Below are 23,796 nucleotides of genomic sequence, written 5' to 3' on the forward strand. Positions count from 1 at the left end.
CTTGTCAGCCAACAAATCTCAGGTCCGAGATGGTGCCGCTGGCCACCAGCGCGATGTAGAAGTCGGTGAGCATCAACGTGCCCAGCGTGATCCACGCGAATTGCTTGTGCCGGGTGTTGATGACGCTGACCTGGGTCCAGATCCAGTACCGCACAGGGTTCTTGGAGAAGTGCTTGAGCCGCCCGCCCGTCACGTGCCGGCAGGAATGGCAGGACAGCGTGTAGATCCACAGCATGATGACGTTGCCGAGCAGGATCAGGTTGCCCAGGCCGAAGCCGAATCCCCCTGGCCCCTCGTCGGAATGGAAGGCGACGATGGCGTCGTAGCTGTTGATCAGCGAGATGATGACGGCGATGTAGAAGAAGTACCGGTGGGTGTTCTGGACGATGAGCGGGAACTTGGTCTCGCCGGTGTAGTGCACGCGGGGCTCGGCCACCGCGCAGGCGGTGGGCGACTGCCAGACGGTGCGGTAGTAGGCGCCGCGGTAGTAGTAACAGGTCAGCCGGAACAGCAGCAGGAACGGCAGCGACACCGCGGCGTACGGCAGCCACCACAAGTCCGGCAGGAACTGCGGCCAGATGTCGCCGGCCTCGCCGCACCCCTTGCTCACGCACGGCGAGTAGAACGGCGTCAGGTAGTGATATTTCCCGACGAAGAAGTAGTTCTGTTGGAACGCCCGCGCCGTCGCGTAAATGAGGAAAGCGGCGAAGCCCAGGTCGATCCGCAACGGCGACATCCACCACCGGTCGGTGCGTAGGGTCCGCTGCGGGATGCGGGCGCGCGTGGGTGAAAAAACACCGGACGCAGGACGGTTCGCCGTGGGTGCGCTCATCTAGTGTTCCTCTTCGAACGGGCTGTTGGTCGAAGGGTACACAGAGACAACCCTCCCTCTTGCGGGGGGCTTGGGTTGCTCTAAAAGGTGTCAGGACCTGTTGTGACCCCCGACACCCTCGTCGTCGACATCGCGCCAGAAATCGCTGTCGTACTGGGTGTCGGGGATGACGATCTTGTCGCCGGACTGCTGCACGGTGGCGCGCGCCAGATCCAATTCGGAGACATCGGTATCGAGCAATTCGACGTCGGACAGGATGCGGTCGGCGTCGATGACGATGCGGCGCATCGCGGGGCTGTCGCCGTAGCGCGCCCTCAGGGAGCTCACGCACCGCCGGAGGCCGCCGATGAGGTCGTGCAGTTCGGCGAGTTCGGTGGTGGTGGACAAGGGATCTCCTCGGGCTCAGGGTGTCACGGATCACAGTACGCCCCCGATAGTAATCACCGCCGGGACGTAATGTCAGACGCATGACACGCCCCTCCACCGCCGAGCGCGCCAGCGCGCTGCTCGCACTGCACCAGCCGGGCAACCCGGTGGTCCTGCCGACCGTGTGGGACGCGTGGTCGGCCCGGCTCGCCACCGGCGCCGGGTTCGCGGCGCTGACGGTGGGCAGCCACCCGCTCGCCGACTCGGTCGGCAAACCGGACGGCGAGGGCATGTCGTTCGACGACGTGCTGGCCCGCGTCGCCCAGATCACCGCCGCCGTCGACGTCCCGGTGTCGGTGGACATCGAGTCCGGGTACGGGCAGCCGGCGGCGCGGCTGATCGAGGGGCTGCTGGAGGCGGGCGCCGTCGGGCTGAACATCGAGGACACGGTGCACTCGGAGGGCAAGCGGCTGCGGTCGGCCGCCGAACACGCCGAACTGGTTGCGGCGCTGCGCTCGGCCGCCGACGCCGCCGGGGTGCACGTGGTGGTCAACGCCCGCACCGACCTGTTCCTGCGCCAGGACGGCGAAGATTCGGATCGCGTGGAACGGGTCGTGGCGCGGCTGACCGAGGCCGCCGCCGCGGGCGCCGACGTGCTCTACCCGGTCGGCCGTCACGACCCGGAAACGTTGCGGCGCTTGGCCGCCGAGTTGCCGCTGCCGATCAACGCGTTCGCGCTGCCCGACCAGGACGACCCGGCATCGTTCGGCCCGCTGGGCGTCGCGCGGATCAGCTTCGGGCCGTTCCTGCAGGCCGCGCTGGCGGCCCGGGCCAACGAGCTGCTGGCCCGCTGGCGTTAGCAAATCCGGCGGGGCCGTCGGGAATTGACGGGCCCCGCCGGATTGCTCGCGGAGTTACTTGGTGATCTCGATGCGCTGCGCCTGCGTGCCGGCGTAGGCGCCGGCGACCCGCACGGTCAGCACACCGGCGTCGTACGAAGCCGCGATGGCCTCGCTGGTGACGTGCGCGGGCAGCTGGAACGTCCGGCGGAACGATCCGTAGCGGATCTCCCGCAAGGTCCGGCCGTCGTTTTCCTCGGCGCGCTCGTCGCGGTGTTCGCCGTGGATGACCAGGCGGCCCTTGTCGACCTCGACGTTGACGTCCTTCTCTACGTCGACGCCGGGCAGTTCGAGGCGGACCACCGCGTCGTCACCGTCCTTGACGATCTCCGCGGCCGGCCGGAAACCGCTCGGCACCGGCTTGAACCAGTCCGCCGTCGCTGCGGGCCCGAAAAAGTCGCGCACCCACCGGTCGGTGTCCCAAGCCGGTCGCGACCACAATGCGAGGTTGCTCATGGGGCTTTCCCTCCTGCTTCCTTGTTGCTTCCTTGTGAGTTAGCTGTGACCGGCGGGTTTACCGGTTCGCTATCACTAGAAACATGAGTCGACCCCGCTAAAGTTCCACCTGGCTGTTCGCCCCGAGCGAACAGTTTTGCGACACGTTCACAGGGCCCGCTGTGAGGTGTGAGGGCGCCGTCATGTGGACGTCACATTGCGCGATTTCCCCTTAATTTGGCGCCCCTACCCTCGGGGCATGGCCTCATCCGGAACCGCGCGCGACGGCTGTGCCGCGCGTCACGTCGTGGTGGTCGGCCACGGCATGGTGGGCCACCGGCTGGTGGAGGCGCTGCGCGCCCGCGACACCGAAGGGCTATGGCGCGTCACGGTTTTGGCCGAGGAGGCCGACGCAGCGTATGACCGCGTCGGGCTGACCTCCTACACCGAAAGCTGGGAGCGACGGCTGCTCGCGCTGCCCGGCAACGACTACGCCGGCGACGAGCGGGTCGAACTGCTGCTCGACACCCGGGTCACCGAGATCGACCGGGCCGCAAAGTCGGTGATCACCGCCGAGGGTGAGCGGTACGGGTATGACGCCCTGGTGCTGGCCACCGGGTCCTACGCCTTCGTTCCGCCGGTGCAAGGCCACGACCTGCCCCAGTGCCACGTGTACCGCACGCTCGACGACCTCGACGCCATCCGCGCCGACGCGGAGCGCGCGCGGGACGGCGGCGCCGGCGTGGTGATCGGCGGCGGCCTGCTGGGACTCGAGGCCGCTAATGCGCTGCGCCAGTTCGGGTTGCAAACGCACGTCGTGGAGATGATGCCGCGGTTGATGGCGCAGCAGATCGACGAGGCCGGCGGCGGCATGCTGGCGCGGATGATCACCGATCTCGGCATCGCGGTGCACGTCGGCATCGGCACCGACGCGATCGAACCCGTTGCGCGGCCGGACGGCTCGGCGGCGGTCCGGGTGCGGCTGAGCGACGGCGAGGTCATCGACGCCGGCGTGGTGGTCTTCGCGGCCGGGATCCGGCCGCGCGACGAGCTGGCCGCGGCCGCGGGGCTGGCGCGCGGCGACCGCGGCGGCGTACTCACCGACTTGTCCTGCCGGACAAGCGATCCCGACATCTACGCGATCGGGGAGGTCGCCGCGATCGACGGGCGGTGCTACGGCCTGGTCGCGCCCGGCTACACCTCGGCGGAGGTGGTGGTGGACCGGCTGCTGGGCGGCGCCGCCGAGTTCCCCGAGGCGGATCTGTCGACGAAGCTCAAACTGCTGGGCGTCGACGTGGCCAGCTTCGGCGACGCGATGGGCGTGACCGAGAACTGCCTCGAGATCGCCATCAACGACGCGGTCAACCGGACCTACGCCAAGCTGGTGCTGTCCGACGACGCCAAGACCCTACTCGGGGGCGTGCTGGTGGGCGACGCCTCGTCGTACGGGGTGTTGCGGCCGATGGTCGGCAGCGAGCTGCCGGGCGACCCGCTCGCCCTGATCGCCCCGGTGCAGGCCGACGGCGCGCCGGCGCTGGGCGTTGGGGCGCTGCCGGATTCGGCGCAGATCTGCTCGTGCAACAACGTCACCAAGGGCGACCTGAAGGGCGCGATCGCCGGCGGCTGCGCCGACGTGCCGTCGCTCAAGTCGTGCACGGCGGCGGGCACCTCGTGCGGGTCGTGCGTGCCGCTGCTCAAGCAGCTGCTCGAGGCCGAGGGCGTGGCACAGTCCAAGGCGCTGTGCGAGCACTTCGCCCAGTCGCGGGCGGAGCTCTTCGAAATCATCTCCGCCACCGAGATCCGGACGTTCTCGGGCCTGCTGGAGCGCTTCGGCAGCGGAAAGGGTTGCGACATCTGCAAACCCGTGGTCGCGTCGATACTGGCGTCCACCGGCTCGGAGCACATCCTCGACGGCGAGCAGGCCTCGCTGCAGGACTCCAACGACCACTTCCTGGCCAACATCCAGCGCAACGGCAGCTACTCGGTGGTCCCGCGGGTTCCCGGCGGGGACATCAAGCCGGAGCACCTGATCCTGATCGGCCAGATCGCGCAGGACTTCGGGCTTTACACCAAGATCACCGGCGGCCAGCGCATCGACCTGTTCGGCGCCCGGGTGGACCAGCTGCCGCAGATCTGGAAGCGGCTGGTCGACGGCGGCATGGAATCCGGCCACGCCTACGGCAAGGCGCTGCGCACCGTGAAGAGCTGCGTGGGCAGCGACTGGTGCCGCTACGGCCAGCAGGATTCGGTGCAGCTGGCCATCGACCTGGAGCTGCGCTACCGCGGGCTGCGCGCCCCGCACAAGATCAAGCTCGGCGTCTCGGGCTGCGCGCGGGAGTGCGCCGAGGCGCGCAGCAAGGACGTGGGCGTCATCGCCACCGAAAAGGGTTGGAACCTCTACGTCGGCGGCAACGGCGGCATGACGCCCAAGCACGCCCAGCTGCTGGCCGGCGATCTGGACACCGAGACGCTGGTCCGCTACGTCGACCGGTTCCTGATGTACTACATCCGCACGGCCGATCGGCTGCAGCGCACCGCGCCGTGGGTCGAATCGCTGGACGGCGGGCTGGATCACGTGCGCGAGGTCGTGTGCGACGACTCGCTGGGCCTGGCCGCCGAATTCGAGGCCGCGATGGAGCGCCACGTGCGCAACTACAAGTGCGAGTGGAAGGGCGTGCTGGAGGACCCGGACAAGCTGTCGCGGTTCGTGTCCTTCGTCAACGCCCCGGACGCCGTCGACGCGACGGTCGCGTTCACCGAGCGTGCCGGACGCAAAGTGCCTGTGCCCATTGGCATGCCGAGATTCAGGGAGGAAGCATGACACTGCTCAACGACCTTCAGGTGTGGACGACCGCCTGCTCGTACGACCGCCTCATCCCGGGCCGCGGCGTCGGGGTGCTCCTCGACGACGGCACCCAGGCGGCGCTGTTCCGCCTGGACGACGGGTCGGTGCACGCGGTCGGCAACGTCGACCCGTTCTCGGGGGCCGCGGTGCTCTCGCGGGGGATCGTCGGCGACCGCGGTGGCCGCGCCACGGTCCAATCCCCGCTGCTGAAGCAGGCTTTCGCGCTCGAGGACGGTACCTGCCTCGACGACCCCCGGGTGTCGGTGCCGGTCTACCAGGTGCGGGTCACGCCCGAGGGCCGCATCCAGGTCGGGCGGATCGCGGAACCGGTGGCCCTCAGCGCGTGATGTCGCCGACCAGGTAGCGCTGCATCGTCGGGCCGATCGCGTCGACCAGGGCGTCCACCGACATCGAGTGCAGCGGCTCGGACCGGACCCCGTAGCGCATGATGCCCAGGCCCACCAGCTGGGAGGCGCACAGCGACGCGCGCACGGCGACCTTGTCGGCGCCCAGCACCTTGAGCACCGGGCCGAAAACCGGGCCGATGAACATGCTTTCCACGATCTCGGCCGTCTTGGCCATCCCCGTGGACGCGACGGCGCTGGCCGCGAAGGGACCGCCGCCGGCCGCGTCCCAGGTGGTGATCAGCAAGTGCAGCGTGCGCCGGCCCACCTGGTTGACGCCGCCGGTGACGATGCGGTCGACGAACTCCGGTGTGCCGAACGGCAACCGCAGCATCTTCGCCACCGGGTCGAGAATCCCACGCGAGGGCTCTTCGCGACGGGCCATGCAGCCAGGATTGCCGGTATGCGATCAAAGATCAAGCGCCGCGGGCGCCGGCGCGCCCCGTCGGGCGGGCCCATGCGCCCGCCGCGGCGCGAGTCCCGGTGCGGCCCTTCGGAATCGGTTCGCGACGAGCCGCGCGAGTCCGGGATGGGTGCCCAGCGGCCGGCTGACCACGTCGGCGCCGGCGGCCCGCAGGCGTTGCTGAAACAGGCCGTCGGCCAGCAGGTAGGAGGCGATCGCGACGCGCCGGCCGCCGGCGCGGCGGGCGGCGGCGACCGCGTCGTGCACCGATGGGTCGCCGGTCGCGGCGAAGCCCAGCCGCACCCGCGAACCGACCAGCGCGGACAGCGTCGTCGCGGTGACGTGCAGGTCCGCGCGCGCCCGCGGGTCGGTGGTGCCGGCGGCCGCGAGAACCACGGAATCGCCCGGACGCCAGCCGGATTTCGCCAACTGGTCGGCGACGATGCGCGCGATCTCCCCGCTCGGCCCCAGGGCCGGCGCGACGATGACGTTCGGGTGCCCGCTGGCCGCGACGTGGGCGGGCAGGTCGGTGCGCACATGGTAGCCGCGCGACAAGAACGCCGGCACCACGACGGCGGGGCGCCCGCCGGCCGCCGCCCGCGACAGCACCTCGCCGGGCGTGGGACCCAGCACGTCGACGAACGCGACCTGCACGCGGCGCTCGAGCAGCGCGCCCACCCGCGCCGCGAGGTCCCCGACCATCGCGACCCCGCCGGGCCGGCGGGTGCCGTGCGCGGCCAGGATCAGGTCCATGTCGCTCCCGACGGGTCATCGACCGCGAGCCGGTAGCCCCGCTTGACCACGGTCGCGACGATGTTCTTGTCGCCCAGGGCCGTTCGCAGCCGGAGCACGGCAGTGTCGACGGCGTGCGGGTCGTTGCTGTTGCCCGGCAGCACCCGCAGCAGGTCGGTGCGCGCGACGACGTCGCCGGGCCGTTGCGCCAGCGCGCGCAGCACCGACATCCCGGACGGCGACAGCGCCTTGATCGCGCCGTCCACCAGCACGCAGGTGCCGCGGACGTCGAGGGTGTGCCCGGCCACCCGCACGGTGCACGACCCCAGCAGCGGCAGCTCCTCGGCGATGTGGCGGGCCAACGCGCCCAACCGCATTCGTTCGGGCGCCGAGGTCGGGACGCCCTTGCGGATCAGCGGCTTGGACGTCACCGGGCCGACGCACATCGCGTGCACATCGGTGCGCAGCGCCGCCAGCACCTGGTCCTCGACGCTCAGCTCGCGGCTGCGTTCCAGCACCGCGGCGGCCGCGGGCGCCGACGTGAAGGTGACCGCGTCGAACTGGCGGCGGGCGATGCCGGTGACCAGCTGATCGAAGTCGCCGCCCAGCGGTGTCGGCTTCCACCGGTACACCCGGATGGGCACCACCTGCGCGCCCGCGAAGCGCAACCCGCCGAGGAACTCCGGGAACGGGTCCCACGGGTCGGCGGCGCCGTGCAGCTGGACGGCGACGCGCAGCCCGGAGACGCCCGAGTCGAGCAGGTACTCGAGCACCTCCTGTGAGGATTCGGACTCCGGAGACCACTCCTCGTGCAGGCCGGCCGCGCGCAGGGCTCCGGTGGCCTTGGGCCCGCGCGACACGATCCGCGCCGACGACAACGCCGCGACGAGTGGGCCGGCCAGCCCCCACCCCTCGGCGGCGGCCAGCCAGCCGCGCACGCCGATGCCGGTGTGCACCACCAGAATGTCCGGCGGGTCGGCGATCAAAGCCTCTGTGTTGTAGTGCAATTCGTCATCGTCGGGCAGCGCGATCATGTTGATCGCCGGGGCGCTGCAGACCTCGGCGCCCTGCCGGCTCAGCAGCGCGCACAGTTCCTCGGCGCGCCGGGCCGAGGTGACGGCGACCCGGTAGCCGGTCAGGGGCGCGGACCTCGGCTGAGCCATATGACCTGTGTATGCCCGGGACGTTTCCACTGCGTTACCACGCAATTGCTGACGCATTGCCCTTGTTGCGACCGTCATCACACCCATGCTCTCGTCCGGCCCGTCCGTCGGACGAAGAGGCCTGCCCCGCCGTAGGTTTCGATGCTCACATTGCGGGCGAAGGCCCGTCAACTCGATACGGCCGTTATCGGCTGTCAGTTGAATCGCAGTTGTCTGCGAACTGGCTGAGGGTGCCCGTCAAACGCGAATAGTAGCCCGCCGCAGGTGATTTCGCACACACCTGTTACCAGACGTCCCCGGCGCGCCAGTCGCACGTCAGGTCCGCGGCGGGGTCCAGGGTGATGCCGACCGGAAGGACGAAGACGGCGCCGTCGGCGTCAGGTGTGCGGGCCGGCCCGGTGGGGGCGAGCACGGACGTCGGGCCGCGCCACGGCAACCAGCCGCGCGCGACGAAGGCGCGGCGGGCGATGTCGGACGACCGGACGGCGCCCACCTGGTAGGCGCCGCGGATCACCTGCTCCACACCGTCCAGCAGCGCGTGCGCCAGGCCCTGGCCGCGCAGGTCCTCGCGCACCGCGACCCCTTCGACGTAGCCGCAGCGCAGCGGGTTGCCCCGGTAGAGCACGCGGCGCTGGACGACGGCGGCGTGCCCGATGATCGCGCCGTGATCCCAGATCAGCGCGTGCATCCCGCCGAGCGTGTGCTCCCAGTCGTGGTCGGTGAAATCCCCGGCGAACGCGGCGGTGACCATCTGGCGGACCCGCTGGCGGGCCTCGCCGTCGAGGTCGGCGGTGTGAACCAGCCGGGCGGTGTGGACCTGGGTTGGTACGTGAACCTGGGCGTGCACACTCTTTGTCTACCAGCCCTGTCCAGAGGGCGGCGCTAGGAGAACGGCAGGCCCACCGCACTGGACACCGGCCGGGCCGCCAGCGCCACCCGGGGCCGTGCCCAGTGCAGCCGCACGTACTGCCCGGGCCGCACCTGGGCGATCTTGTCGACGTCCTCGTCGGTGACCACGCCGACCACCGGGTAGCCGCCGGTGACCGGGTGATCGGGGCCCAGGATGACCGGTAATCCGTTGGGCGGCACCTGGATCGCGCCGCGCGTGGTGCCCTCGCTGGGCAGCTGGCGGTCCGGGTAGCGGTGCTGCAGCGCGCGGCCCTCCAGCCGCATGCCGACGCGGTCGCTGCGGTCGGAGGCCATCCAGATCGTGTGCACGAGCGCGTCGGGATTGACCAACCAGTCGTCGCGCGGGCCCGGCACCACCCGCAGCTCCACCAGGTGCGCGGCGATGGCGGCCACCGGCGCCTGGTCGAGCTCGGGATAGGCCGCGCTGTGCTCGCCGACGGGCAACCGGTCCCCGGTCCGCAGCGGCGCGGGCCCGATCGCCGACATCACGTCGTAGCTGCGGGACCCCAGCACCGGCTCCACGCCGATGCCGCCGCGCACCGCCAGGTACGACCGCAGCCCGGCGCGCGGGGCGCCCAGGGAGATCACCTGGCCGTCGCGGACGTGGTGAATGCTGTTGGTGCCGAACTTGATTCCGTCGACGGTGGGGTCGGTGTCGGCGCCTGTCACCGCGATGTCGACGTCGCCGCCGCGGACCCGGGCGGCCAGGCCGCCGAACGTCACCTCGACGGTGGCGCGGTCGTCGGGGTTGGCGACCAACCGGTTGGCCAGCTTGTGGGCGCGGCGGTCGGCGGCCCCGGACCGGCTGACGCCCAGGTGCGCCAGCCCCGGCCGGCCGAGGTCCTGGACGACGGCGAACGGCCCGGTGCGCAGGATTTCCAGGGTGGTCGTCATGTTTCCCCCTAGCTTCTCGTGGTCAGGCGGCGCGGAACTGGACCCACATGCCACGCGTCAGCAACGCGGGGTCGGGCCGGTCGAGATCCCACAGCACGGCGTCGGTGTGGCCGATGAGCTGCCAGCCGCCGGGGGACCGGCGCGGGTAGATCGCGCTGAATTCGCCGGCGAGGCCGACCGAACCGGCCGGCACCACGGTGCGCGGCTCCGGGCGGCGCGGCACCCGCAGCCGCGGGTCGCCGTCGACCAGGTACGCGAAACCCGGTGCGAAACCGCTGAATCCGACCCGCCAGGGCGTGGCGGTGTGGGCGTTGATCACCTGTGCGGTGCTCAGCCCGGTGGCCTCGGCGACCTCGGCGAGGTCCGGGCCGTCGTAGACGACGTCGATCACCACGTCGGCGCGGCGCTGCGCGGGGACGGTCTCGTCGGGTCTGATCCGCATCTTGCGGAGCCGCTGATGGATCACGCCCTGGTAGCGGGGGCCGTCGAGCTTCACCAGCACGGTGCGGGCCGCCGGGACGATGTCCAGCACGCCGGGTAGCGCCGCCGCCCGCAACGCATCGACCCACGCCAATACCTCTGCGGTGCTGCCGCATTGAAGCATCAGCGCCCGGTCGCCGTAGTCGAGAACCGCATTGCCGACCAGGTCGGTCGGCACGTCGCTGCCGAGGTCAGTCACGCTCATTACTCGACGGTAACCTTGTGATCGCCGCAGGTCGAGGGGCTGCAGCGGGTTTTTCGAGCACTGCCAGAGGTGCCTTAGCAATTGCTCAAAACAGGCGCGTCTCAGCCCAGGACCTTGGCGATCAGCGGCGGCAGCTGATCGGCGACGACGGGGTAGCTCAGCGGCGACGCGAACGCGATCGCGCCGGCCAGGTCCTTGGTGGTGAACACGTGGCGGTTCTGGGCGGTCGCCTGCGAACCCGCCACCTCGGGGTCGGCCAGCAGCGCCTTCTGGTCGTCGGGGCTCTCGGTCGTCCAGATCACCACGTCCGCCGAATCGAGCACCGCCTTGATCTGGTCGCGCGGGATGACGGCGCGATGATCGGTGCCGAATTGCTTGATGCTGTCGGAGATGACGAGGCCCATCTGGTTGAGGAAGTCGGTCCGCCAGCCCGCCAGGGTCGCCACCACGCTGCCCCGGAAGAACGTGCCCTGCATCAGCAACGCCCTCTTGGCCTTCCACTGCGGGTACTTCTGGGCGACGGCGCCGAATTGCTTGTCGACGGCGTCGACCAGCGACCTCATCTGGTCGGCCTGAAACACGGCCTGACCCACTGCGGCGGCCTGGTCCTTCCACGGCTCGAAGAACGCGTCGCCGTCCGATTGCGCGACGGTCGGCGCGATGGCCGACAGCCGTTGATAGGTGTCGCCGTCCAGCCCGGCGTTGACGGCCACGATCAGGTCGGGCTTGAGCCCGGCGATCTGGTCGACCGGAATCCCGTTGTCCAGGTTCAGCACCACCGGCTGGGCCGCGCCCAGCTTGGGCTGCGCCCACGGCCACACCGCGAACGGCTGGTCGCCGAACCAGTTGGTCAGCGCGATCGGCACCACGCCCACCGCCAGCAGGTCGTCCTGCTCGGTGTAGCCCGCGCTGACCACGCGCTTGGGCGGCTCCTTGATGACGGTCTGGCCGAACAGGTGGGTGATCGTCACCGACCCGGCGGCGGCCCCGCCCGGCGCCGGCTTGGGCGACGAACACGCCGCGAGCGCCGCCGTCGCCCCTGCGAGCTGCAAGAATCCCCGGCGATTCCATCCGCTCATCGCGTGAGATTATCGCGTTCTTTGCCCGGGCCCGCCGCGCCGCGCGAAAGTTCTGACAAACGACCGGCCGTCGCTGCGATCTGCCCGTAGCCCGTGCGTAACTGCGCACACCACGACCGGTAACAGGGCCTCCCTAGCGTCGGGCCCGTGACGATGACAGCCCCCGCGCTGACGCGCGAGCCCGACCACGTACGGCACCGGCGACACTGGATCGACGACTGGCGGCCGGAGGACCCCGCCTTCTGGGCGGCCGGCGGCAAGGCGATCGCCCGGCGCAACCTGATCTTCTCCATCTTCGCCGAGCACGTCGGGTTCAGCGTCTGGATGCTGTGGAGCATCGTGGTCGTGCAGATGACGGCCGATGCGCACGGGCACCCGTCGGCGTCCGGTTGGGCCCTGACCGCCAGCCAGGCCCTGTGTCTGGTGGCCGAGCCCAGCGGCGTCGGCGCCTTCCTGCGGCTGCCCTACACCTTCGCGGTCCCGATCTTCGGCGGGCGCAACTGGACGATCGTCTCGGCCACCCTGTTGCTGATCCCGTGCCTGCTGCTGGCCTGGGCGGTGGGCCATCCCCACCTCCCGTTCGCGGCGCTGGTCGCGATCGCCGCGACCGCGGGCTTCGGTGGCGGCAACTTCGCCTCGTCGATGGCCAACATCTCGTTCTTCTACCCGGAGAAGGACAAGGGCTGGGCACTGGGCCTCAACGCGGCCGGCGGCAACCTCGGGGTGGCCGTCGTGCAGAAGATCATCCCGCCGATCGTGATCGCCGGCGGCGGGGTGGCCCTGGCGCGCGCGGGGCTGTGCTACGTGCCGCTGGCCGTGGCGGCCGCGATCTGCGCGTTCCTGTTCATGGACAACCTCACCGAGGCCAAGGCCGACGTGAGACCGGTCTGGCAGTCGCTGCGCCACCGCGACACCTGGATCATGTCGCTGCTGTACATCGGCACGTTCGGGTCCTTCATCGGCTACTCGGCGGCGTTCCCGAGCCTGCTCAAGACCGTGTTCGGGCGCGGCGACATCGCCTTGGCGTGGGCCTTTTCGGGCGCCGCGATCGGCTCGGTCATCCGCCCGCTGGGCGGCCGGCTGGCCGACCGGATCGGCGGGGCCCGCATCACCGCGGCCAGCTTCGTCATGCTCGCCGCCGGCGCGGCGGCGGCGCTGTGGTCGGTCCACGCCAAGAGCCTGCCGGTGTTCTTCGCCAGCTTCATGTTCCTGTTCGTCGCCACCGGAATCGGCAACGGCTCGACCTACCGGATGATCTCGCGGATCTTCGCGGTCAAGGGCGAGCTCGCCGGCGGCGACCCGGACACGATGGCGCACATGCGCCGCCAGGCGGCCGGGGCGCTGGGCGTCATTTCGTCGATCGGCGCCGGCGGCGGGTTCGTCGTGCCGCTGGCGTATGCCTGGTCGAAGTCGCACTTCGGCAGCATCGAGCCGGCGCTGCGGTTCTACATCGGGTTCTTCGTCGCGCTGCTGGCCGTCACGTGGTGGGCCTACCTGCGCGAGAAGACCACGCTGGGCGCGCTGGGCGTCTAGCGGTCCCGCCGCGCGTCCCACGGGCTGTAGTCGGCGATCAGCTCGTCCTGCGGCGGGCGCTCGCCGGCCGGCACGTGCTGCAGGTTGATCCGGATCCGGTACCAGATCGAGCTGGGCCCCCGCATCCCGTCGACCAGGACGTCGGCGGGCGCCAGCAGCGCCGCCGCGGCGGGGTAGCGCTCGCGCCAGGTGTCCAGCGCGGCCATCGCCTCGTCCCTGGTCTTGGTGCGGGCGATCTCGATGAGTGGCTTCGACGACGCCCTCCTGCCGTCGGCGCTCCTGCCCGCACCCTTGGGGGCCCGCTCAGGCGGCCCCATCTCCTCGGCGAGCATCAGCAGCCGGTCGAGTGAGCCGGCCGCGTCATCCATTCCCGCCCAGGGGTCGCCCAGGTCGGCCAACCGGGCGGGCACCGTGTCGATGGTGAACGCCTCCGGCTTGCAGCCGGTGACCTCGTCCCAGTGCAGCGGCGTCGACACCCGGGCGTCCGGGGTGGCCCGCACGGAATACGCCGACGCGACGGTGCGGTCCTTGGCGTTCTGGTTGAAGTCGACGAACACCCCCTCGCGCTCCTCCTTCCACCAGCGGCTGGTCGCCGCGTCGGGCACCCGCCGCTCGACCTCGCGGGCCACGGTCTGCGCGGCCAGGCGCACCTGGCGGAACCCCCAGCGCGGGGCGATCCGGGCGTAGATGTGAAACCCGCGGGAACCCGACGTCTTCGGCCACGCGACCAGCCCGTGGTCCTCCAGCACCTCGCGGGCCACCAGGGCGACCTCGACGATGCGCCGCCAGCTCACCCCGGGCATCGGGTCCAGGTCGACGCGCAGCTCGTCGGGATGATCGAGGTCGCCGGCCAGCACCGGGTGCGGGTTGAGGTCCACGCAGCCCAGGTTGATCGCCCACGCCAGCCCGGCCGCGTCGTGGATGACCGCTTCCGCGGCGGAAGTGCCCCGCGCGTAACGCAGTTCGGCGACGTCGACGTAGTCCGGCCGGTTGGCGGGCGCCCGCTTCTGAAACACGGCCTCCTGCGCAATGCCCTTCACGAAGCGCTTGAGGATCATCGGCCGGCCCGCCACCCCGCGCAACGCCCCGTCGGCCACCGACAGGTAGTAGCGGACCAGATCGAGCTTGGTGTGCGGGCCGCTGTCGCCGTGCCGTTCGAACACGACCTTGTCGGGATGGGTGATGGTGACCTCGCGTCCGGCCACTTCCAGCGACGCCGGACCGGTCATGTTCATCATGGTAGGTCGGGGGGTATTAACTAGTGGCACTGCGACGGACGTCACATAGGGTGGAATCCATGCCAAACCTGATCGGCCTGCCAGGCCAGGCTGTCGCCAAAGTTCAGCAGTACCTCGAACGCGGGTCGGCAGAACTGCACTACGTGCGCAAGATCTTCGAGGCGGGCGCCTTCCGGATCGAGCCGCCGCAGAACTACGCCGCGATGGCCGCCGACATCTACAAGTGGGGCGAGTTCGGCATGCTGCCCTCGCTCAACGCCCGGCGTCATCCCGACCGCGCGGCGTGCATCGACGAGGACGGCGAGTTCAGCTACTCCGAACTCGACGAGGCCGCGCACGCGGTGGCCAACGCGCTGATCGAGAAGGGCATCAAGGGCGGCGACGGCGTGGCCATCCTGGCCCGCAACACGCGTTGGTTCCTGATCGCCTACTTTGGCGCCGCCCGGGTGGGCGCCCGCATCATCCTGCTCAACAGCGAGTTCTCCGGCCCGCAGATCAAGGAGGTGTCGGAGCGCGAGGGCGCCAAGCTGATCATCTACGACGACGAGTACACCAAGGCCGTCAGCAAGGCCGAGCCGGAATTGGGCAAGCTGCGCGCGCTGGGCGCCAACCCGGACGCCGACGAGCCGTCGGGCAGCAAGGACGAGACGCTGGCCGACCTGATCGAGCGCAGCGACAAGAAGCCCGCGCCCAAGGCCAGCAGGCACGCGTCGATCATCATCCTGACCAGCGGGACGACCGGCACCCCCAAGGGCGCCAACCGCAGCACCCCGCCGACGCTGGCGCCGGTCGGGGGCATCCTGTCGCACGTGCCGTTCAAGGCCGGCGAGGTGACCTCGCTGCCGGCGCCGATGTTCCACGCTCTGGGTTTCCTGCACGGCACGATCGCGATGTTCCTGGGCTCCACGCTGGTGCTGCGGCGGAAGTTCAAGCCGCCGCTGGTGCTCGAGGACATCGAGAAGCACAAGGTGACCGCGATGGTCGTGGTGCCGGTGATGCTGTCGCGGATCCTCGACGCCGTGGAGAAGATGGACAAGAAGCCCGACCTGTCCAGCCTGAAGATCGTGTTCGTCTCCGGATCGGCGCTGGGTGCCGACTTGGCCGAACGGTCGCTGAAGGACCTGGGCCCGGTCATCTACAACATGTACGGCTCGACGGAGATCGCGTTCGCCACCATCGCCGAGCCCAAGCATCTCGAGTTCAATTCGTCGACCGTGGGGCCCGTTGTCAAGGGTGTGAAGGTCAAGATCTTCGACGACAACGGCAAGGAGCTGCCGCAGGGCGAGGTCGGGCGCATCTTCGTCGGCAACGCCTTCCCGTTCGAGGGCTACACCGGCGGTGGCAAGAAGCAGATCATCGACGGGCTGTTGTCCTCGGGCGACGTCGGCTATTTCGACGAAAACGACCTCCTCTACATCAGCGGGCGCGACGACGAGATGATCGTCTCCGGCGGCGAGAACGTCTTCCCGGCCGAAGTCGAGGACCTGCTCACCGGGCATCCCGACGTCGTGGAGGCCACCGCGATCGGTGTCGAGGACAAGGAGTGGGGCCACCGGCTGCGCGCGTTCGTGGTCAAGAAGGACGACGCCGACCTCGACGAGGACACCGTCAAGCACTACGTGCGCGACCACCTGGCCCGCTACAAGGTGCCCCGGGAGGTCGTCTTCCTCGACGAGCTGCCGCGCAACCCCACCGGCAAGATCCTCAAGCGCGAGCTGCGCGAGATGGAGATCGACAGCGACTAGCGCCGGCTAGCCGGACCGCCACTGATCGGGCTTCTTCTTGTCACTGAGGTGGCGGACGCGGGCGACGAGCGGCGAATGTCCCTGCTGTTTCGCCCAATCGATGGCCGCCTGCTGGGTTTCGGCCCGGTGTAGCTCGCTATCGGCCTGGTCTTCGACGACGTAGTGCGAGATGTCGTCTCCCTCGCGGCCTTTGGGTCGCGGTTCGATGTAAACGTTGCCCATGGTGCTTCTCCTCGTGGGGCGCCGGTCGGACGACCTAGGCATACCCAGATCACGCCGAAGGCAACGTCCGCCCGACCTCGGGCAAGCGGTTCACTTGCGGGCTTGGATGGCGCGGGTCACCTGCGCGGAGAGTTTGGGATCGACCAGCAGCTGATCGATGAGCGCGGCGAGGACCTCTTGTCCGGTGACGCGGGCGACCCCGATCCGGTCGGCGGCTTCGCGCTGCCAGACGTCGAGCGCGCGGTGGGTGGCGAGCGGCAGGTCGACGGTCCGCCGGGTTCGCTGGCCGCGTGACGAGCCGCCCCCAGACCTGGTGTCTCGCCCGCCACCCGGTCGCAGGGTGATGCGCTCGGTGGCGGCGGCGTCTCCGGCAGGCGTCTGGGCGCGGAAAGATCCGGCCCCGGGCGGGTTGAGATTCACGCGGCGATCGTCCCTCCGTCGGTTGTCCGGTCAGTGACTCATCGGGTAAGCGTAGGTCGCCGCGTGGGCGGCGGCGCGCTGGGGCGGCCGTTCGGCGGCGTGGCGGGGGCCTCGTCGTTTATTTCTACAAAGGTAGCCATAAAAAGATCTGCGGGCAGCGCGCCATTCATACTATTACCCGAATAGTCACGTAATCGCCAATGCGCAAACGCAATACTCTGCGAATACTGAACCGCGGATCTCCGATCTCGGTCAATTAGTGGTCTACGGCCATTACCTGGTAGTTTGGCACGATCGCTACTGATCACAGTATTGCGTACGCCGACGACGTTTCTTGATATTCCTAGATCAGCGAATTGCAGCGACTGGATTTGCCGCGCTGTTGCCTAATTCACATGGCAAATTAGCCCGCCGATATTGTTTGCCCGTCGATTTATGGCTTAGTTTTCAGTACCGGTACGACATCCTGGGAAGGAGCTCTCTGATGATGAATTCACCGCGATCCCTGCGCCACGCGGCCGCGGGCGCCGTCGGTGCCGGCGCACTGGCCGGCGCGATGTTCTTCGGCGGCATCCCGGCGGCGAACGCCGCCCCCGCACCCGCTCCGGCCACCAGCTTCGCCACCGCCGGCCCGCACGGCGGTGACGCGATCCCCGCGCACTGGGGCCACCACGGATGGTGGCACCACGGATGGGGCCACGGCGGCCGCTTCCTGTGGCACCACAACTGGTGGAACTGGTGGTGGTGAGCCGGTCGGTTACGGGTCGCGGGGCAGACCCAGCAGCCGCTCGGCGATGATGTTGAGCTGCACCTCCGACGTGCCGCCATAGATCGTGGTGGCACGGCTGGCGAGCAGGTACTCACCCCACTTGCCCGCCAGCTCGGTGGTGTCGCCGATGGCGGCGTCGGTGCCGAAGGACGACACCGCGAACTCCGCGTAACCCTGGCCGGTGCGCATCGACAACAGCTTGGAGATCGCGGCCGAGGGCATCGCGTCGCCGCCGGCCAGTGTCAACAGCGTCGAGCGCAGGTTCAACACCTTGGCGGCATGGCCCTCGGCGATCAGCTGCCCCGCCCGGTGCTGGGCGACCTGGTCGAACTGCCCGTCGCGGACGAACTCGACGAACTCGGGAAGGGTCGCCAGGAAGTTGGCGTCGCTGCTGCCGATCGACACCCGCTCGGCCGTCAGGGTGTTGCGGCTGACCTCCCAGCCCCGGTTGACCTCGCCGAGCACGCAGTCGTCGGGGACGAACACGTCGTCGATGTAGACGGTGTTGAACATCGCGTTGCCGGTGAGCTCGCGCAGCGGCTTGACGGTGACGCCTTCGCTGCGCATGTCCAGCAGGAAGTACGTGATGCCATTGTGTTTGGGCGCGGAGGGGTCGGTTCTTGCCAGCAGCGCGCCCCACTGCGAAAACTGCGCGGCCGTGGTCCAGATCTTCTGCCCGGTGATGCGCCAGCCGCCGTCCGTCCTGGTCGCCTTGGTGGAGAGCCCGGCCAGGTCCGATCCGGCGCCCGGCTCGGAGAACAGCTGGCACCAGATCATCTGGCCCCGGAAGGTCGGCGGCAGGAACCGCTGCTTTTGCTCCTCGGTGCCGAACGCGACGATCGACGGGATGATCCACGCCGCGATGCCGACCTGCGGCCGCCGGACCCGCCCCTCGGAGAACTCCTGCGCGATGATGACCTGCTCCACCGGGCTGGCCGCCCGGCCCCACGGCTTGGGCAGGTACGGCAATACCCAGCCGGCCTCGGCGATCGCGACCGTGCGCGGCTCGCGCTCCATCGCCTTGAGCGCGGCGACCTCGGCCCGGATCTCGGAGCGCAGCTTCTCGGTGTCGGGATCCAGGTCAATGTTGACCGGGCGCATGCCCGTGGTGGTCGCGGTGTCCACGACGCGCTGCGGGTATTCCGAGCCGCGCCCGAACGATGCGGTCAGCATCACCGCGCGGCGGTAATAGACGTTCGTGTCGTGCTCCCAGGTGAAGCCGATCCCGCCGTGCACCTGAATGCAGTCCTGCGCGCACCGCTGGGCGGCCGCCGGCGCCAGCGTCGCCGCCACGGCCGCGGCGAAGTCGACCTTGGGACCGGCGGTGTCCCAATCGTTTTGGCGCGCCTCGTCGATCGCGCGGGCGGCGTCCCACACCGCCGCGGTGGCCCGCTCGGTGTCGGCGATCATCTCCGCGCACTTGTGCTTGATGGCCTGGAACTGGCCGATCGGCCTGCCGAACTGCTCACGGATCTTGGCGTACTGCGACGCCGTGTCGGTGGCCCAGCGCGCCACGCCGATCGCCTCGGCCGACAGCAGCGTGGTCATCAGCGCGTGCGCGGTGGCCATGCTCAGGTTGCTCAGCACCACGTCGTCGGTGACCTCGACGGCGTTGGCCCGCACGTGCGCGATGGGACGCAGCGGGTCCAGGCTCTTCACCGGCTCGATCTCGAGCTGTTCGGCGCGCAGCACCACCCATTCCTCGCCGCTGTCGATCGCAACCGGAAGCACCAGCAGCGACGCCTGCGCGGCGGCGGGGACCGCGCGGACCTCGCCGCGGATCACCAGCGTTTTGTCGTCGGAGCCCTGGCGGGTGGCGGTCAGCGCGCAGCAGTCGCGCGCGTAGGCGGCGATGGCGGCGCCGGAGGCCAGCTCGGCGAGCACCTTCGCCTCGGGGTCGTGCGCGGAGATCAGCGCGCTGGCGATCGCCGACGGCACGAACGGCCCGGGCACCGCCCCGTAGCCGAACTCGGCCAGCACGATCGCCAGCTCGAGGATGCCGAAGCCCTGTCCGCCAACAGATTCCGCCAGATGCACACCGTGCAGCCCCTGCTCGGCGGCCGCCCGCCAGTAGGGCGGGGGATTCTGGATCGGTGTTTCCATCGCCTCGTGCAGCACCTCCGACGGCGCCACCCGCGCCACCAGGGATCGCACCGAGTCGGCCAGGTCTTGATGCTCAGACGTGATTGCGATCGGCATTGGCCGCCTTCCAACTTTCGGGTCCGCTTCGGCGAAACACCTTCCAAGCTAACAACCGGTCGGTTGGTTGACCATAGGGGTAGGCGGTCAGCGGAGAGCGGCCAGGGGGCCGAACGACCAGTCGAGAAATTGGCCTGTGGCGGGACTGATCCAGCCCACGTTGACCGCGGCGTTGACCAGCGTCGGTAACAGCGGGCTGGTGTTGTCAATCGTGTAGTACTGGGTCATGCCGTCCGTGTACGTCGGGGTGGCAGCCTGGATCTGCCCGGGGCTCAATCCCAGGTATTCCTCGTGCGTGCTGAAAAGGCCTGCGACGGCAGTGATGTCCCCGATCGGGTCGCTGAGGAAGTTGGTCGGCCAGGCCGCATAACCGTCGCCCGCGAGCGTGTAAACGTCGGTCGGATAGTAGTTGGGCGTCGTGAGTCCCATCGTCTGGCTCAAACCCGCGAACGGGAGCAGCGGTTTGATCAGGTCGCCGACCGGACCGAGTGAGGGCAGCAGAGTGTTCAATATGCCCCCGGTGGCAGCAGCCGGGTCTCCGACCAACACGAAGTGGAGGTCGGTCGCCGGCACGCCCTCGGCGTGGAGTTGCATCATCGCCTCGGAAGCGGCGGCGGAGCTTTGTGAGTAACCGAAAACCCAGATCGGGTTTTGGGCACTCACCTGCCCGGTCGCCATCTGTGCGTTGATGGCGGCCATCAAGCTCGCGACGTCCGTGGGCAGGTTGGCGTCCGTGTTGTATCCCAACTCGGGTGTGTACAGGGATACCGCGTGGCCGTGGAATCCGAGCGGCGCAAGGTAGAGCCGCTCGACGGTTGCGACGTAGCCGGCGCTCGGCTGCGGAATTCCCGTGGGCCCCATGACGAGCGCGATGCCGCCCGTGCCGGAAGTGGTGGTCGGACTCGGGACCGGTGACTGCGCGGCTGACGCGCTGGCGCCGGCCGCGCCGAACAGCGGGCGCCCCCACAGCGCCCCGGTGAACGCATTGACCGCACCCTGCACAGTCCGGGCGGGGTGCTGCAACAGCGAAGCGCCGGCGGCCTCGACGCCCGCATACCAGCCGGCGCCGGCCGACATGGCCCGCACGAACTGGTGGTGAAAGCCCACCGCCTCGGCGCTGATCGCCTGAAATGCCCGGCCGCACCCGCCAAATAGCGTCGCGACGGCCGCCGACACCTCATCAGCGCCCGCCGGAGCCAGCTCCATCGTGGGGGCCGCCGCCGCGGTGGCGGCGCTGATGTCGGCCTCGATCCTCGCCAAAAGCCCGGCCGCCGTGCCGACCAGATCCGGTGCCACCGTCACGTACGTCATCGTCTGCCCCTCGGGGAAAGCATATTTCCGCCCGGACTCCCCTGGGGCGCCTTGACCAAATCGGGTCAACCACCGATGTTGACCACATTGGCCAGCGGTTGCCCGTCGCGCAGCCGGCGGCAGTTGCCGACGGCCTCGGTGAGGTAGCGCCGCATGGTGTCGGCGGTATACCAGGTGACGTGCGGCGTCAGCACCACGTTGTCCAGTCCGAGCAGCGGATTGTCCGGCGCCACCGGCTCGACCTCGAAAACGTCGAGCCCCGCGGCGGCCAGGCCCCCGCCGCGCAGCGCATCGACGAGCGCGGCTTCGTCGACAACCGCGCCGCGGGAAGTGTTGACCAGCACCGCATTCGGACGCATCCGGGCCAGCGCGTCGCGGCCGAGCAGGTGCCGGGTGTGCGCCGTCAGGGGCAGGTGCAGCGACACGATGTCGCTGGCGGCAAGCAGTTCGGGCAGCGGGCGCCAGCCGGGGCGCCCGTCGTCGCCGGTACTGGTGTGCAGCACCGTGCCCCCCATCGCCGCGACGATCGCGCCGACGCGCTTGGCGATGTTGCCGTAGCCGACCAGGCCGACGGTGCAGCCGCCGATGTCGCGCACCGTCTCGCCCAGCCCCGGGTCGGGCGGCCAGCCCGCCCCCGCGCGCACGGCACGGTCGAGCGACGGCAGCCGGCGCAACGCGGCCAGCATCAGCAGCACGGCGCCCTCGGCCACCGACGGCGCGTTGGCGCCCGGCATGTTGGCCACCGCGACGCCGAGCTGCGTGGCGGTCGCCACGTCGATGGTGTTCACCCCGGCGCCGAGCTTGTGCACCAGCCGCAGCCGGGTTCCGCGGCGCAGGTCGTCGCCCGACAGCGGCCGCAGCACGTGCCAGATCACGTCGGCGTGCGGCAGCTCCCGGTAGAAGCCGGTGTCGTCGTCCTCGGCGCACCATCGGACGTCGAGCCAATCCGATTCCGGCGCAACGAAGTCGAGGACCTTGTCGCCCGGAACGAAGTGGGCGAGAACTCTCAGTGCCACCGCTTGGCGATCCACCCGGCGATGGTATCGGCCTGCGCGCTGCGGGCGCCCGGGGTGGTGAAGTAGTGGTCGGTGTCGATCGAGGCCTGCGCCTTGTCGGTGCCGGCGAGCGCGTCGTAGATGCGCTTCGCGTCGGACGGGAAGACGCCGGTGTCGGCCTCGGCGTTGATCACCAGGGCGGGGCAGGTGATGCGGGCCAGGTGCGGCTCGGCCCGGGTTTGCGCCACCCGCAGGCTCCACATGCCCAGCCAGTTGCGCAGGGTGCTGGCCGCGGCGATGCCCTGTGCGGAGCGGTTCGCCTTGACCGGGACGCCCGCGTAACACGTGTTCGCCTTGCGCTTGGTGGGCTCGATGGCGGGATCGACCATGCGCGGATCGGCCCAGGTGCGCAGCACGGTGAACGGGCGATCCGAAAAGCCTGCGGCGCGAACACGTTTGAGCTCCGTCTCGGCCCAGTCGGTGATGGCGTGGTTGCGCGCGGTCTGCGCGTCGCGGTAACGGGCGAGGAACTCCGGCGCGTACGGGGGGCCGTTGCGCTCGTCGAACAGGTCGAGCTCGGGATCGGTGGCGATCGCGTCGTTCTCGTCGACGACGGCGGCGTCCATCCAGGCGGTCAGCACGTCCGGGCGACCGGGATGCGCGGCGGTGGCCACGTAGCCGTCGGCGGGCGGCAGCTCGCCCAGCCCGGTGGCCGGGCGCATGCCGTCCAGCGGGGTGACGTTGGGGTCGACGGCCTGCGACTGATAGGCGGCCATCAGCGATCCGCCCCCCGAGTTGCCCAGCAGCACAACGGTATCCACGCCCTGGACCTCGCGCAGCCAGCGCACCCCGACGCCGATGTCGACCAGCGCGTGGTCGAGCAGGAACCGGCTTTCGAACCCGCGGAACCTGGTGTTCCAGCCCAGGAATCCGACGCCGCGGGTGGCCATGTAATCGGCGAGATAGTGCTCGGAGAAGTCGATCTGGTAGTGCGTGGCGATCATCGCCACCCTCGGCTTGCGCCCCACGCCGCGGTGGTAGAGCCCCTGGCACGGATGCCCGCCGGCCCCGGCCCGCCCCGCGGTGGGCGACGGCAGGCCGACGAACTCGCGAACCACCCCCGCGGCGCCGCCGTGACGGGTCATGTCGGTTCGCCTCCGCCGTAGATGGCCCGGTAGTAGATGTTGGCCAGCGTGCGGATGCAGGCCTCGTCGTCGGGCTCGGTTTGCCCGGTGAGCTGGACGAAACAGAACTGGTTGAACATCGCCACGATCGCCTCGGCGATCAGCTGCGGATCGTCGTCGGGGCAGTGGCCCTCGGCCTGGGCCCGCCGGACCGTGTCGCTGATAAAAGAAATTGGCACCGAGCATATTTCGGCCCAGTACTGGGCGAAGTCGTCGCTGACCATCGCCAGCTGGGACACGCTGGTCACCTCGGCGAGGCGGTTGCGGTAGGTGTGCCAGTGCGCGGCGGCGGCCTCGTGCGCCCGCTCGCGATGCGACAGGCCGTGCCCGGTCACCGAACGGGCGCGCTCGTTGGCCTCGTCGCGGAACCGCACGGCCCACTGGCGCACCATCGCCTCTTTGGAGTCGTAGTAGTTGTAGAACGACGCCGCCGAGCGACCCGCCTCGGCGGCGATGTCGGCGATGGTGGTCGCCAGGATGCCCTTGCGCGCCACCACCGTTCGGGCGGCCATGTCGATCGCGGCCTGCGTGCGC

24 protein-coding genes are annotated in these 23,796 nt (G+C 69.9%); 6 read left to right on the forward strand and 18 right to left on the reverse strand.

The annotated features are described in order from the left end of the window. Window positions 1-4: 4 nt before the first annotated feature. Complete coding sequence (sdhC, locus tag AC5Y4Z_RS23000; RefSeq protein ID WP_499967218.1) at window positions 5-832, reverse strand: succinate dehydrogenase subunit SdhC; 828 nt, start codon at window positions 830-832, stop codon at window positions 5-7. Window positions 833-922: 90 nt separating this feature from the next. Continuing rightward, window positions 923-1,219 carry an Rv0250c family protein gene (locus tag AC5Y4Z_RS23005; protein WP_499967219.1) on the reverse strand — a complete coding sequence of 99 codons (297 nt, stop codon included), beginning with the start codon at window positions 1,217-1,219 and terminating at the stop codon, window positions 923-925. 80 nt (window positions 1,220-1,299) lie between these two features. Here AC5Y4Z_RS23005 and AC5Y4Z_RS23010 point away from each other — a divergent pair, with 80 nt between their 5' ends. Continuing rightward, entirely contained in the window at window positions 1,300-2,058 is a 759-nt protein-coding gene (locus AC5Y4Z_RS23010) for an isocitrate lyase/PEP mutase family protein (protein ID WP_499967220.1), read from the forward strand. A gap of 54 nt (window positions 2,059-2,112) precedes the next feature. Here AC5Y4Z_RS23010 and AC5Y4Z_RS23015 read toward each other — a convergent pair whose 3' ends face one another. Next, window positions 2,113-2,553 (reverse strand): Hsp20/alpha crystallin family protein, encoded by a 441-nt coding sequence (locus AC5Y4Z_RS23015; protein ID WP_499967221.1) that lies wholly within the window; start codon window positions 2,551-2,553, stop codon window positions 2,113-2,115. 238 nt (window positions 2,554-2,791) lie between these two features. On the opposite strand from AC5Y4Z_RS23015, the gene nirB reads away from it, so the two are divergent. Both nirB and nirD read left to right on the forward strand, forming a co-directional pair. Continuing rightward, window positions 2,792-5,353 carry a nitrite reductase large subunit NirB gene (gene nirB, locus AC5Y4Z_RS23020; RefSeq protein WP_499967222.1) on the forward strand — a complete coding sequence of 854 codons (2,562 nt, stop codon included), beginning with the start codon at window positions 2,792-2,794 and terminating at the stop codon, window positions 5,351-5,353. Then, on the forward strand, window positions 5,350-5,724 hold the full coding sequence (gene nirD, locus AC5Y4Z_RS23025; protein ID WP_499967223.1) for a nitrite reductase small subunit NirD: 375 nt from the start codon (window positions 5,350-5,352) through the stop codon (window positions 5,722-5,724). The genes nirB and nirD overlap by 4 nt, the downstream gene beginning before the upstream one ends. Here nirD and AC5Y4Z_RS23030 read toward each other — a convergent pair. The 7 genes from AC5Y4Z_RS23030 to AC5Y4Z_RS23060 all read right to left on the reverse strand — a co-directional run bounded on the left by AC5Y4Z_RS23030 (window position 5,714) and on the right by AC5Y4Z_RS23060 (window position 11,646). Further along, a complete protein-coding gene (locus AC5Y4Z_RS23030) occupies window positions 5,714-6,166 on the reverse strand; it encodes a TetR/AcrR family transcriptional regulator (RefSeq protein ID WP_499967224.1) in 453 nt (150 codons plus the stop codon). The genes nirD and AC5Y4Z_RS23030 overlap by 11 nt on opposite strands. Before the next feature lie 24 nt (window positions 6,167-6,190). Beyond that, window positions 6,191-6,937: a sirohydrochlorin chelatase gene (locus tag AC5Y4Z_RS23035; RefSeq protein ID WP_499967225.1), complete on the reverse strand. Its 747-nt coding sequence runs from the start codon at window positions 6,935-6,937 to the stop codon at window positions 6,191-6,193. Continuing rightward, complete coding sequence (locus AC5Y4Z_RS23040; RefSeq protein ID WP_499967226.1) at window positions 6,928-8,079, reverse strand: uroporphyrinogen-III synthase; 1,152 nt, start codon at window positions 8,077-8,079, stop codon at window positions 6,928-6,930. The genes AC5Y4Z_RS23035 and AC5Y4Z_RS23040 overlap by 10 nt, the downstream gene beginning before the upstream one ends. Window positions 8,080-8,362: 283 nt before the next feature. Beyond that, a complete protein-coding gene (locus AC5Y4Z_RS23045) occupies window positions 8,363-8,926 on the reverse strand; it encodes a GNAT family N-acetyltransferase (RefSeq protein ID WP_499967227.1) in 564 nt (187 codons plus the stop codon). Between the two features lie 35 nt (window positions 8,927-8,961). Further along, window positions 8,962-9,882 carry a 5-oxoprolinase/urea amidolyase family protein gene (locus AC5Y4Z_RS23050; protein ID WP_499967228.1) on the reverse strand — a complete coding sequence of 307 codons (921 nt, stop codon included), beginning with the start codon at window positions 9,880-9,882 and terminating at the stop codon, window positions 8,962-8,964. Between the two features lie 22 nt (window positions 9,883-9,904). Next, entirely contained in the window at window positions 9,905-10,567 is a 663-nt protein-coding gene (locus tag AC5Y4Z_RS23055) for a 5-oxoprolinase subunit B family protein (protein ID WP_499967229.1), read from the reverse strand. A 101-nt stretch (window positions 10,568-10,668) separates the two neighbouring features. After that, window positions 10,669-11,646 (reverse strand): ABC transporter substrate-binding protein, encoded by a 978-nt coding sequence (locus AC5Y4Z_RS23060; protein ID WP_499967230.1) that lies wholly within the window; start codon window positions 11,644-11,646, stop codon window positions 10,669-10,671. A gap of 153 nt (window positions 11,647-11,799) precedes the next feature. Between AC5Y4Z_RS23060 and AC5Y4Z_RS23065 the strand changes: the two genes are divergently transcribed. After that, the gene (locus AC5Y4Z_RS23065) at window positions 11,800-13,179 is read left to right on the forward strand and encodes a NarK family nitrate/nitrite MFS transporter (RefSeq protein ID WP_499967313.1); all 1,380 of its coding nucleotides are present in this window, start codon (window positions 11,800-11,802) and stop codon (window positions 13,177-13,179) included. Here the strand turns inward: AC5Y4Z_RS23065 and AC5Y4Z_RS23070 are convergent. Beyond that, window positions 13,176-14,417, reverse strand: a complete 1,242-nt coding sequence (locus tag AC5Y4Z_RS23070; RefSeq protein ID WP_499967231.1) for a DNA polymerase domain-containing protein — start codon at window positions 14,415-14,417, stop codon at window positions 13,176-13,178. The two genes, AC5Y4Z_RS23065 and AC5Y4Z_RS23070, sit on opposite strands and share 4 nt — an antisense overlap. A 59-nt stretch (window positions 14,418-14,476) precedes the next feature. Here AC5Y4Z_RS23070 and fadD2 point away from each other — a divergent pair, with 59 nt between their 5' ends. Further along, window positions 14,477-16,162, forward strand: coding sequence for a long-chain-fatty-acid--CoA ligase FadD2 (fadD2, locus tag AC5Y4Z_RS23075; protein ID WP_499967232.1), 1,686 nt, complete (start codon window positions 14,477-14,479; stop codon window positions 16,160-16,162). A gap of 6 nt (window positions 16,163-16,168) precedes the next feature. Here the strand turns inward: fadD2 and AC5Y4Z_RS23080 are convergent, their stop codons facing one another. Both AC5Y4Z_RS23080 and AC5Y4Z_RS23085 read right to left on the reverse strand, forming a co-directional pair. Further along, window positions 16,169-16,384: a hypothetical protein gene (locus tag AC5Y4Z_RS23080; RefSeq protein WP_499967233.1), complete on the reverse strand. Its 216-nt coding sequence runs from the start codon at window positions 16,382-16,384 to the stop codon at window positions 16,169-16,171. Between the two features lie 90 nt (window positions 16,385-16,474). Beyond that, complete coding sequence (locus AC5Y4Z_RS23085) at window positions 16,475-16,804, reverse strand: ATPase (protein ID WP_499967234.1); 330 nt, start codon at window positions 16,802-16,804, stop codon at window positions 16,475-16,477. Window positions 16,805-17,288: 484 nt separating this feature from the next. Here AC5Y4Z_RS23085 and AC5Y4Z_RS23090 point away from each other — a divergent pair, with 484 nt between their 5' ends. Next, window positions 17,289-17,552: a hypothetical protein gene (locus tag AC5Y4Z_RS23090; protein ID WP_499967235.1), complete on the forward strand. Its 264-nt coding sequence runs from the start codon at window positions 17,289-17,291 to the stop codon at window positions 17,550-17,552. Window positions 17,553-17,561: 9 nt separating this feature from the next. On the opposite strand, the gene AC5Y4Z_RS23095 is transcribed toward AC5Y4Z_RS23090, so the two are convergent. From AC5Y4Z_RS23095 to AC5Y4Z_RS23115, 5 genes are all read right to left on the reverse strand, one after another. Beyond that, window positions 17,562-19,772, reverse strand: coding sequence for an acyl-CoA dehydrogenase family protein (locus tag AC5Y4Z_RS23095; RefSeq protein ID WP_499967236.1), 2,211 nt, complete (start codon window positions 19,770-19,772; stop codon window positions 17,562-17,564). 87 nt (window positions 19,773-19,859) lie between these two features. Beyond that, entirely contained in the window at window positions 19,860-21,083 is a 1,224-nt protein-coding gene (locus AC5Y4Z_RS23100) for a PE domain-containing protein (RefSeq protein WP_499967237.1), read from the reverse strand. A gap of 65 nt (window positions 21,084-21,148) precedes the next feature. Further along, window positions 21,149-22,093 (reverse strand): 2-hydroxyacid dehydrogenase, encoded by a 945-nt coding sequence (locus AC5Y4Z_RS23105; protein ID WP_499967314.1) that lies wholly within the window; start codon window positions 22,091-22,093, stop codon window positions 21,149-21,151. Beyond that, window positions 22,090-23,223 carry an alpha/beta hydrolase family protein gene (locus tag AC5Y4Z_RS23110; RefSeq protein WP_499967238.1) on the reverse strand — a complete coding sequence of 378 codons (1,134 nt, stop codon included), beginning with the start codon at window positions 23,221-23,223 and terminating at the stop codon, window positions 22,090-22,092. Before AC5Y4Z_RS23110 ends, AC5Y4Z_RS23105 begins: the two co-directional genes overlap by 4 nt. Further along, window positions 23,220-23,774 carry a TetR/AcrR family transcriptional regulator gene (locus AC5Y4Z_RS23115; RefSeq protein WP_499967315.1) on the reverse strand — a complete coding sequence of 185 codons (555 nt, stop codon included), beginning with the start codon at window positions 23,772-23,774 and terminating at the stop codon, window positions 23,220-23,222. Before AC5Y4Z_RS23115 ends, AC5Y4Z_RS23110 begins: the two co-directional genes overlap by 4 nt. Window positions 23,775-23,796: the final 22 nt, after the last annotated feature.

This window comes from Mycobacterium sp. NGS63, assembly GCF_059812295.1.

Excerpts from the sequence above, each read along its gene's own strand:
- sdhC (WP_499967218.1), bottom strand. The coding sequence starts at position 832 with ATGAGCGCACCCACGGCGAACCGTCCTGCGTCCGGTGTTTTTTCACCC.
- AC5Y4Z_RS23100 (WP_499967237.1), bottom strand. The coding sequence starts at position 21,083 with ATGACGTACGTGACGGTGGCACCGGATCTGGTCGGCACGGCGGCCGGG.
- AC5Y4Z_RS23110 (WP_499967238.1), bottom strand. The coding sequence starts at position 23,223 with ATGACCCGTCACGGCGGCGCCGCGGGGGTGGTTCGCGAGTTCGTCGGC.
- nirD (WP_499967223.1), top strand. The coding sequence starts at position 5,350 with ATGACACTGCTCAACGACCTTCAGGTGTGGACGACCGCCTGCTCGTAC.
- AC5Y4Z_RS23090 (WP_499967235.1), top strand. The coding sequence starts at position 17,289 with ATGATGAATTCACCGCGATCCCTGCGCCACGCGGCCGCGGGCGCCGTC.
- AC5Y4Z_RS23055 (WP_499967229.1), bottom strand. The coding sequence starts at position 10,567 with ATGAGCGTGACTGACCTCGGCAGCGACGTGCCGACCGACCTGGTCGGC.
- AC5Y4Z_RS23095 (WP_499967236.1), bottom strand. The coding sequence starts at position 19,772 with ATGCCGATCGCAATCACGTCTGAGCATCAAGACCTGGCCGACTCGGTG.
- AC5Y4Z_RS23060 (WP_499967230.1), bottom strand. The coding sequence starts at position 11,646 with ATGAGCGGATGGAATCGCCGGGGATTCTTGCAGCTCGCAGGGGCGACG.
- AC5Y4Z_RS23070 (WP_499967231.1), bottom strand. The coding sequence starts at position 14,417 with ATGATGAACATGACCGGTCCGGCGTCGCTGGAAGTGGCCGGACGCGAG.
- nirB (WP_499967222.1), top strand. The coding sequence starts at position 2,792 with ATGGCCTCATCCGGAACCGCGCGCGACGGCTGTGCCGCGCGTCACGTC.
- AC5Y4Z_RS23050 (WP_499967228.1), bottom strand. The coding sequence starts at position 9,882 with ATGACGACCACCCTGGAAATCCTGCGCACCGGGCCGTTCGCCGTCGTC.
- AC5Y4Z_RS23035 (WP_499967225.1), bottom strand. The coding sequence starts at position 6,937 with ATGGACCTGATCCTGGCCGCGCACGGCACCCGCCGGCCCGGCGGGGTC.
- AC5Y4Z_RS23030 (WP_499967224.1), bottom strand. The coding sequence starts at position 6,166 with ATGGCCCGTCGCGAAGAGCCCTCGCGTGGGATTCTCGACCCGGTGGCG.
- AC5Y4Z_RS23015 (WP_499967221.1), bottom strand. The coding sequence starts at position 2,553 with ATGAGCAACCTCGCATTGTGGTCGCGACCGGCTTGGGACACCGACCGG.
- fadD2 (WP_499967232.1), top strand. The coding sequence starts at position 14,477 with ATGCCAAACCTGATCGGCCTGCCAGGCCAGGCTGTCGCCAAAGTTCAG.
- AC5Y4Z_RS23080 (WP_499967233.1), bottom strand. The coding sequence starts at position 16,384 with ATGGGCAACGTTTACATCGAACCGCGACCCAAAGGCCGCGAGGGAGAC.
- AC5Y4Z_RS23040 (WP_499967226.1), bottom strand. The coding sequence starts at position 8,079 with ATGGCTCAGCCGAGGTCCGCGCCCCTGACCGGCTACCGGGTCGCCGTC.
- AC5Y4Z_RS23010 (WP_499967220.1), top strand. The coding sequence starts at position 1,300 with ATGACACGCCCCTCCACCGCCGAGCGCGCCAGCGCGCTGCTCGCACTG.
- AC5Y4Z_RS23065 (WP_499967313.1), top strand. The coding sequence starts at position 11,800 with ATGACAGCCCCCGCGCTGACGCGCGAGCCCGACCACGTACGGCACCGG.
- AC5Y4Z_RS23115 (WP_499967315.1), bottom strand. The coding sequence starts at position 23,774 with ATGGCCGCCCGAACGGTGGTGGCGCGCAAGGGCATCCTGGCGACCACC.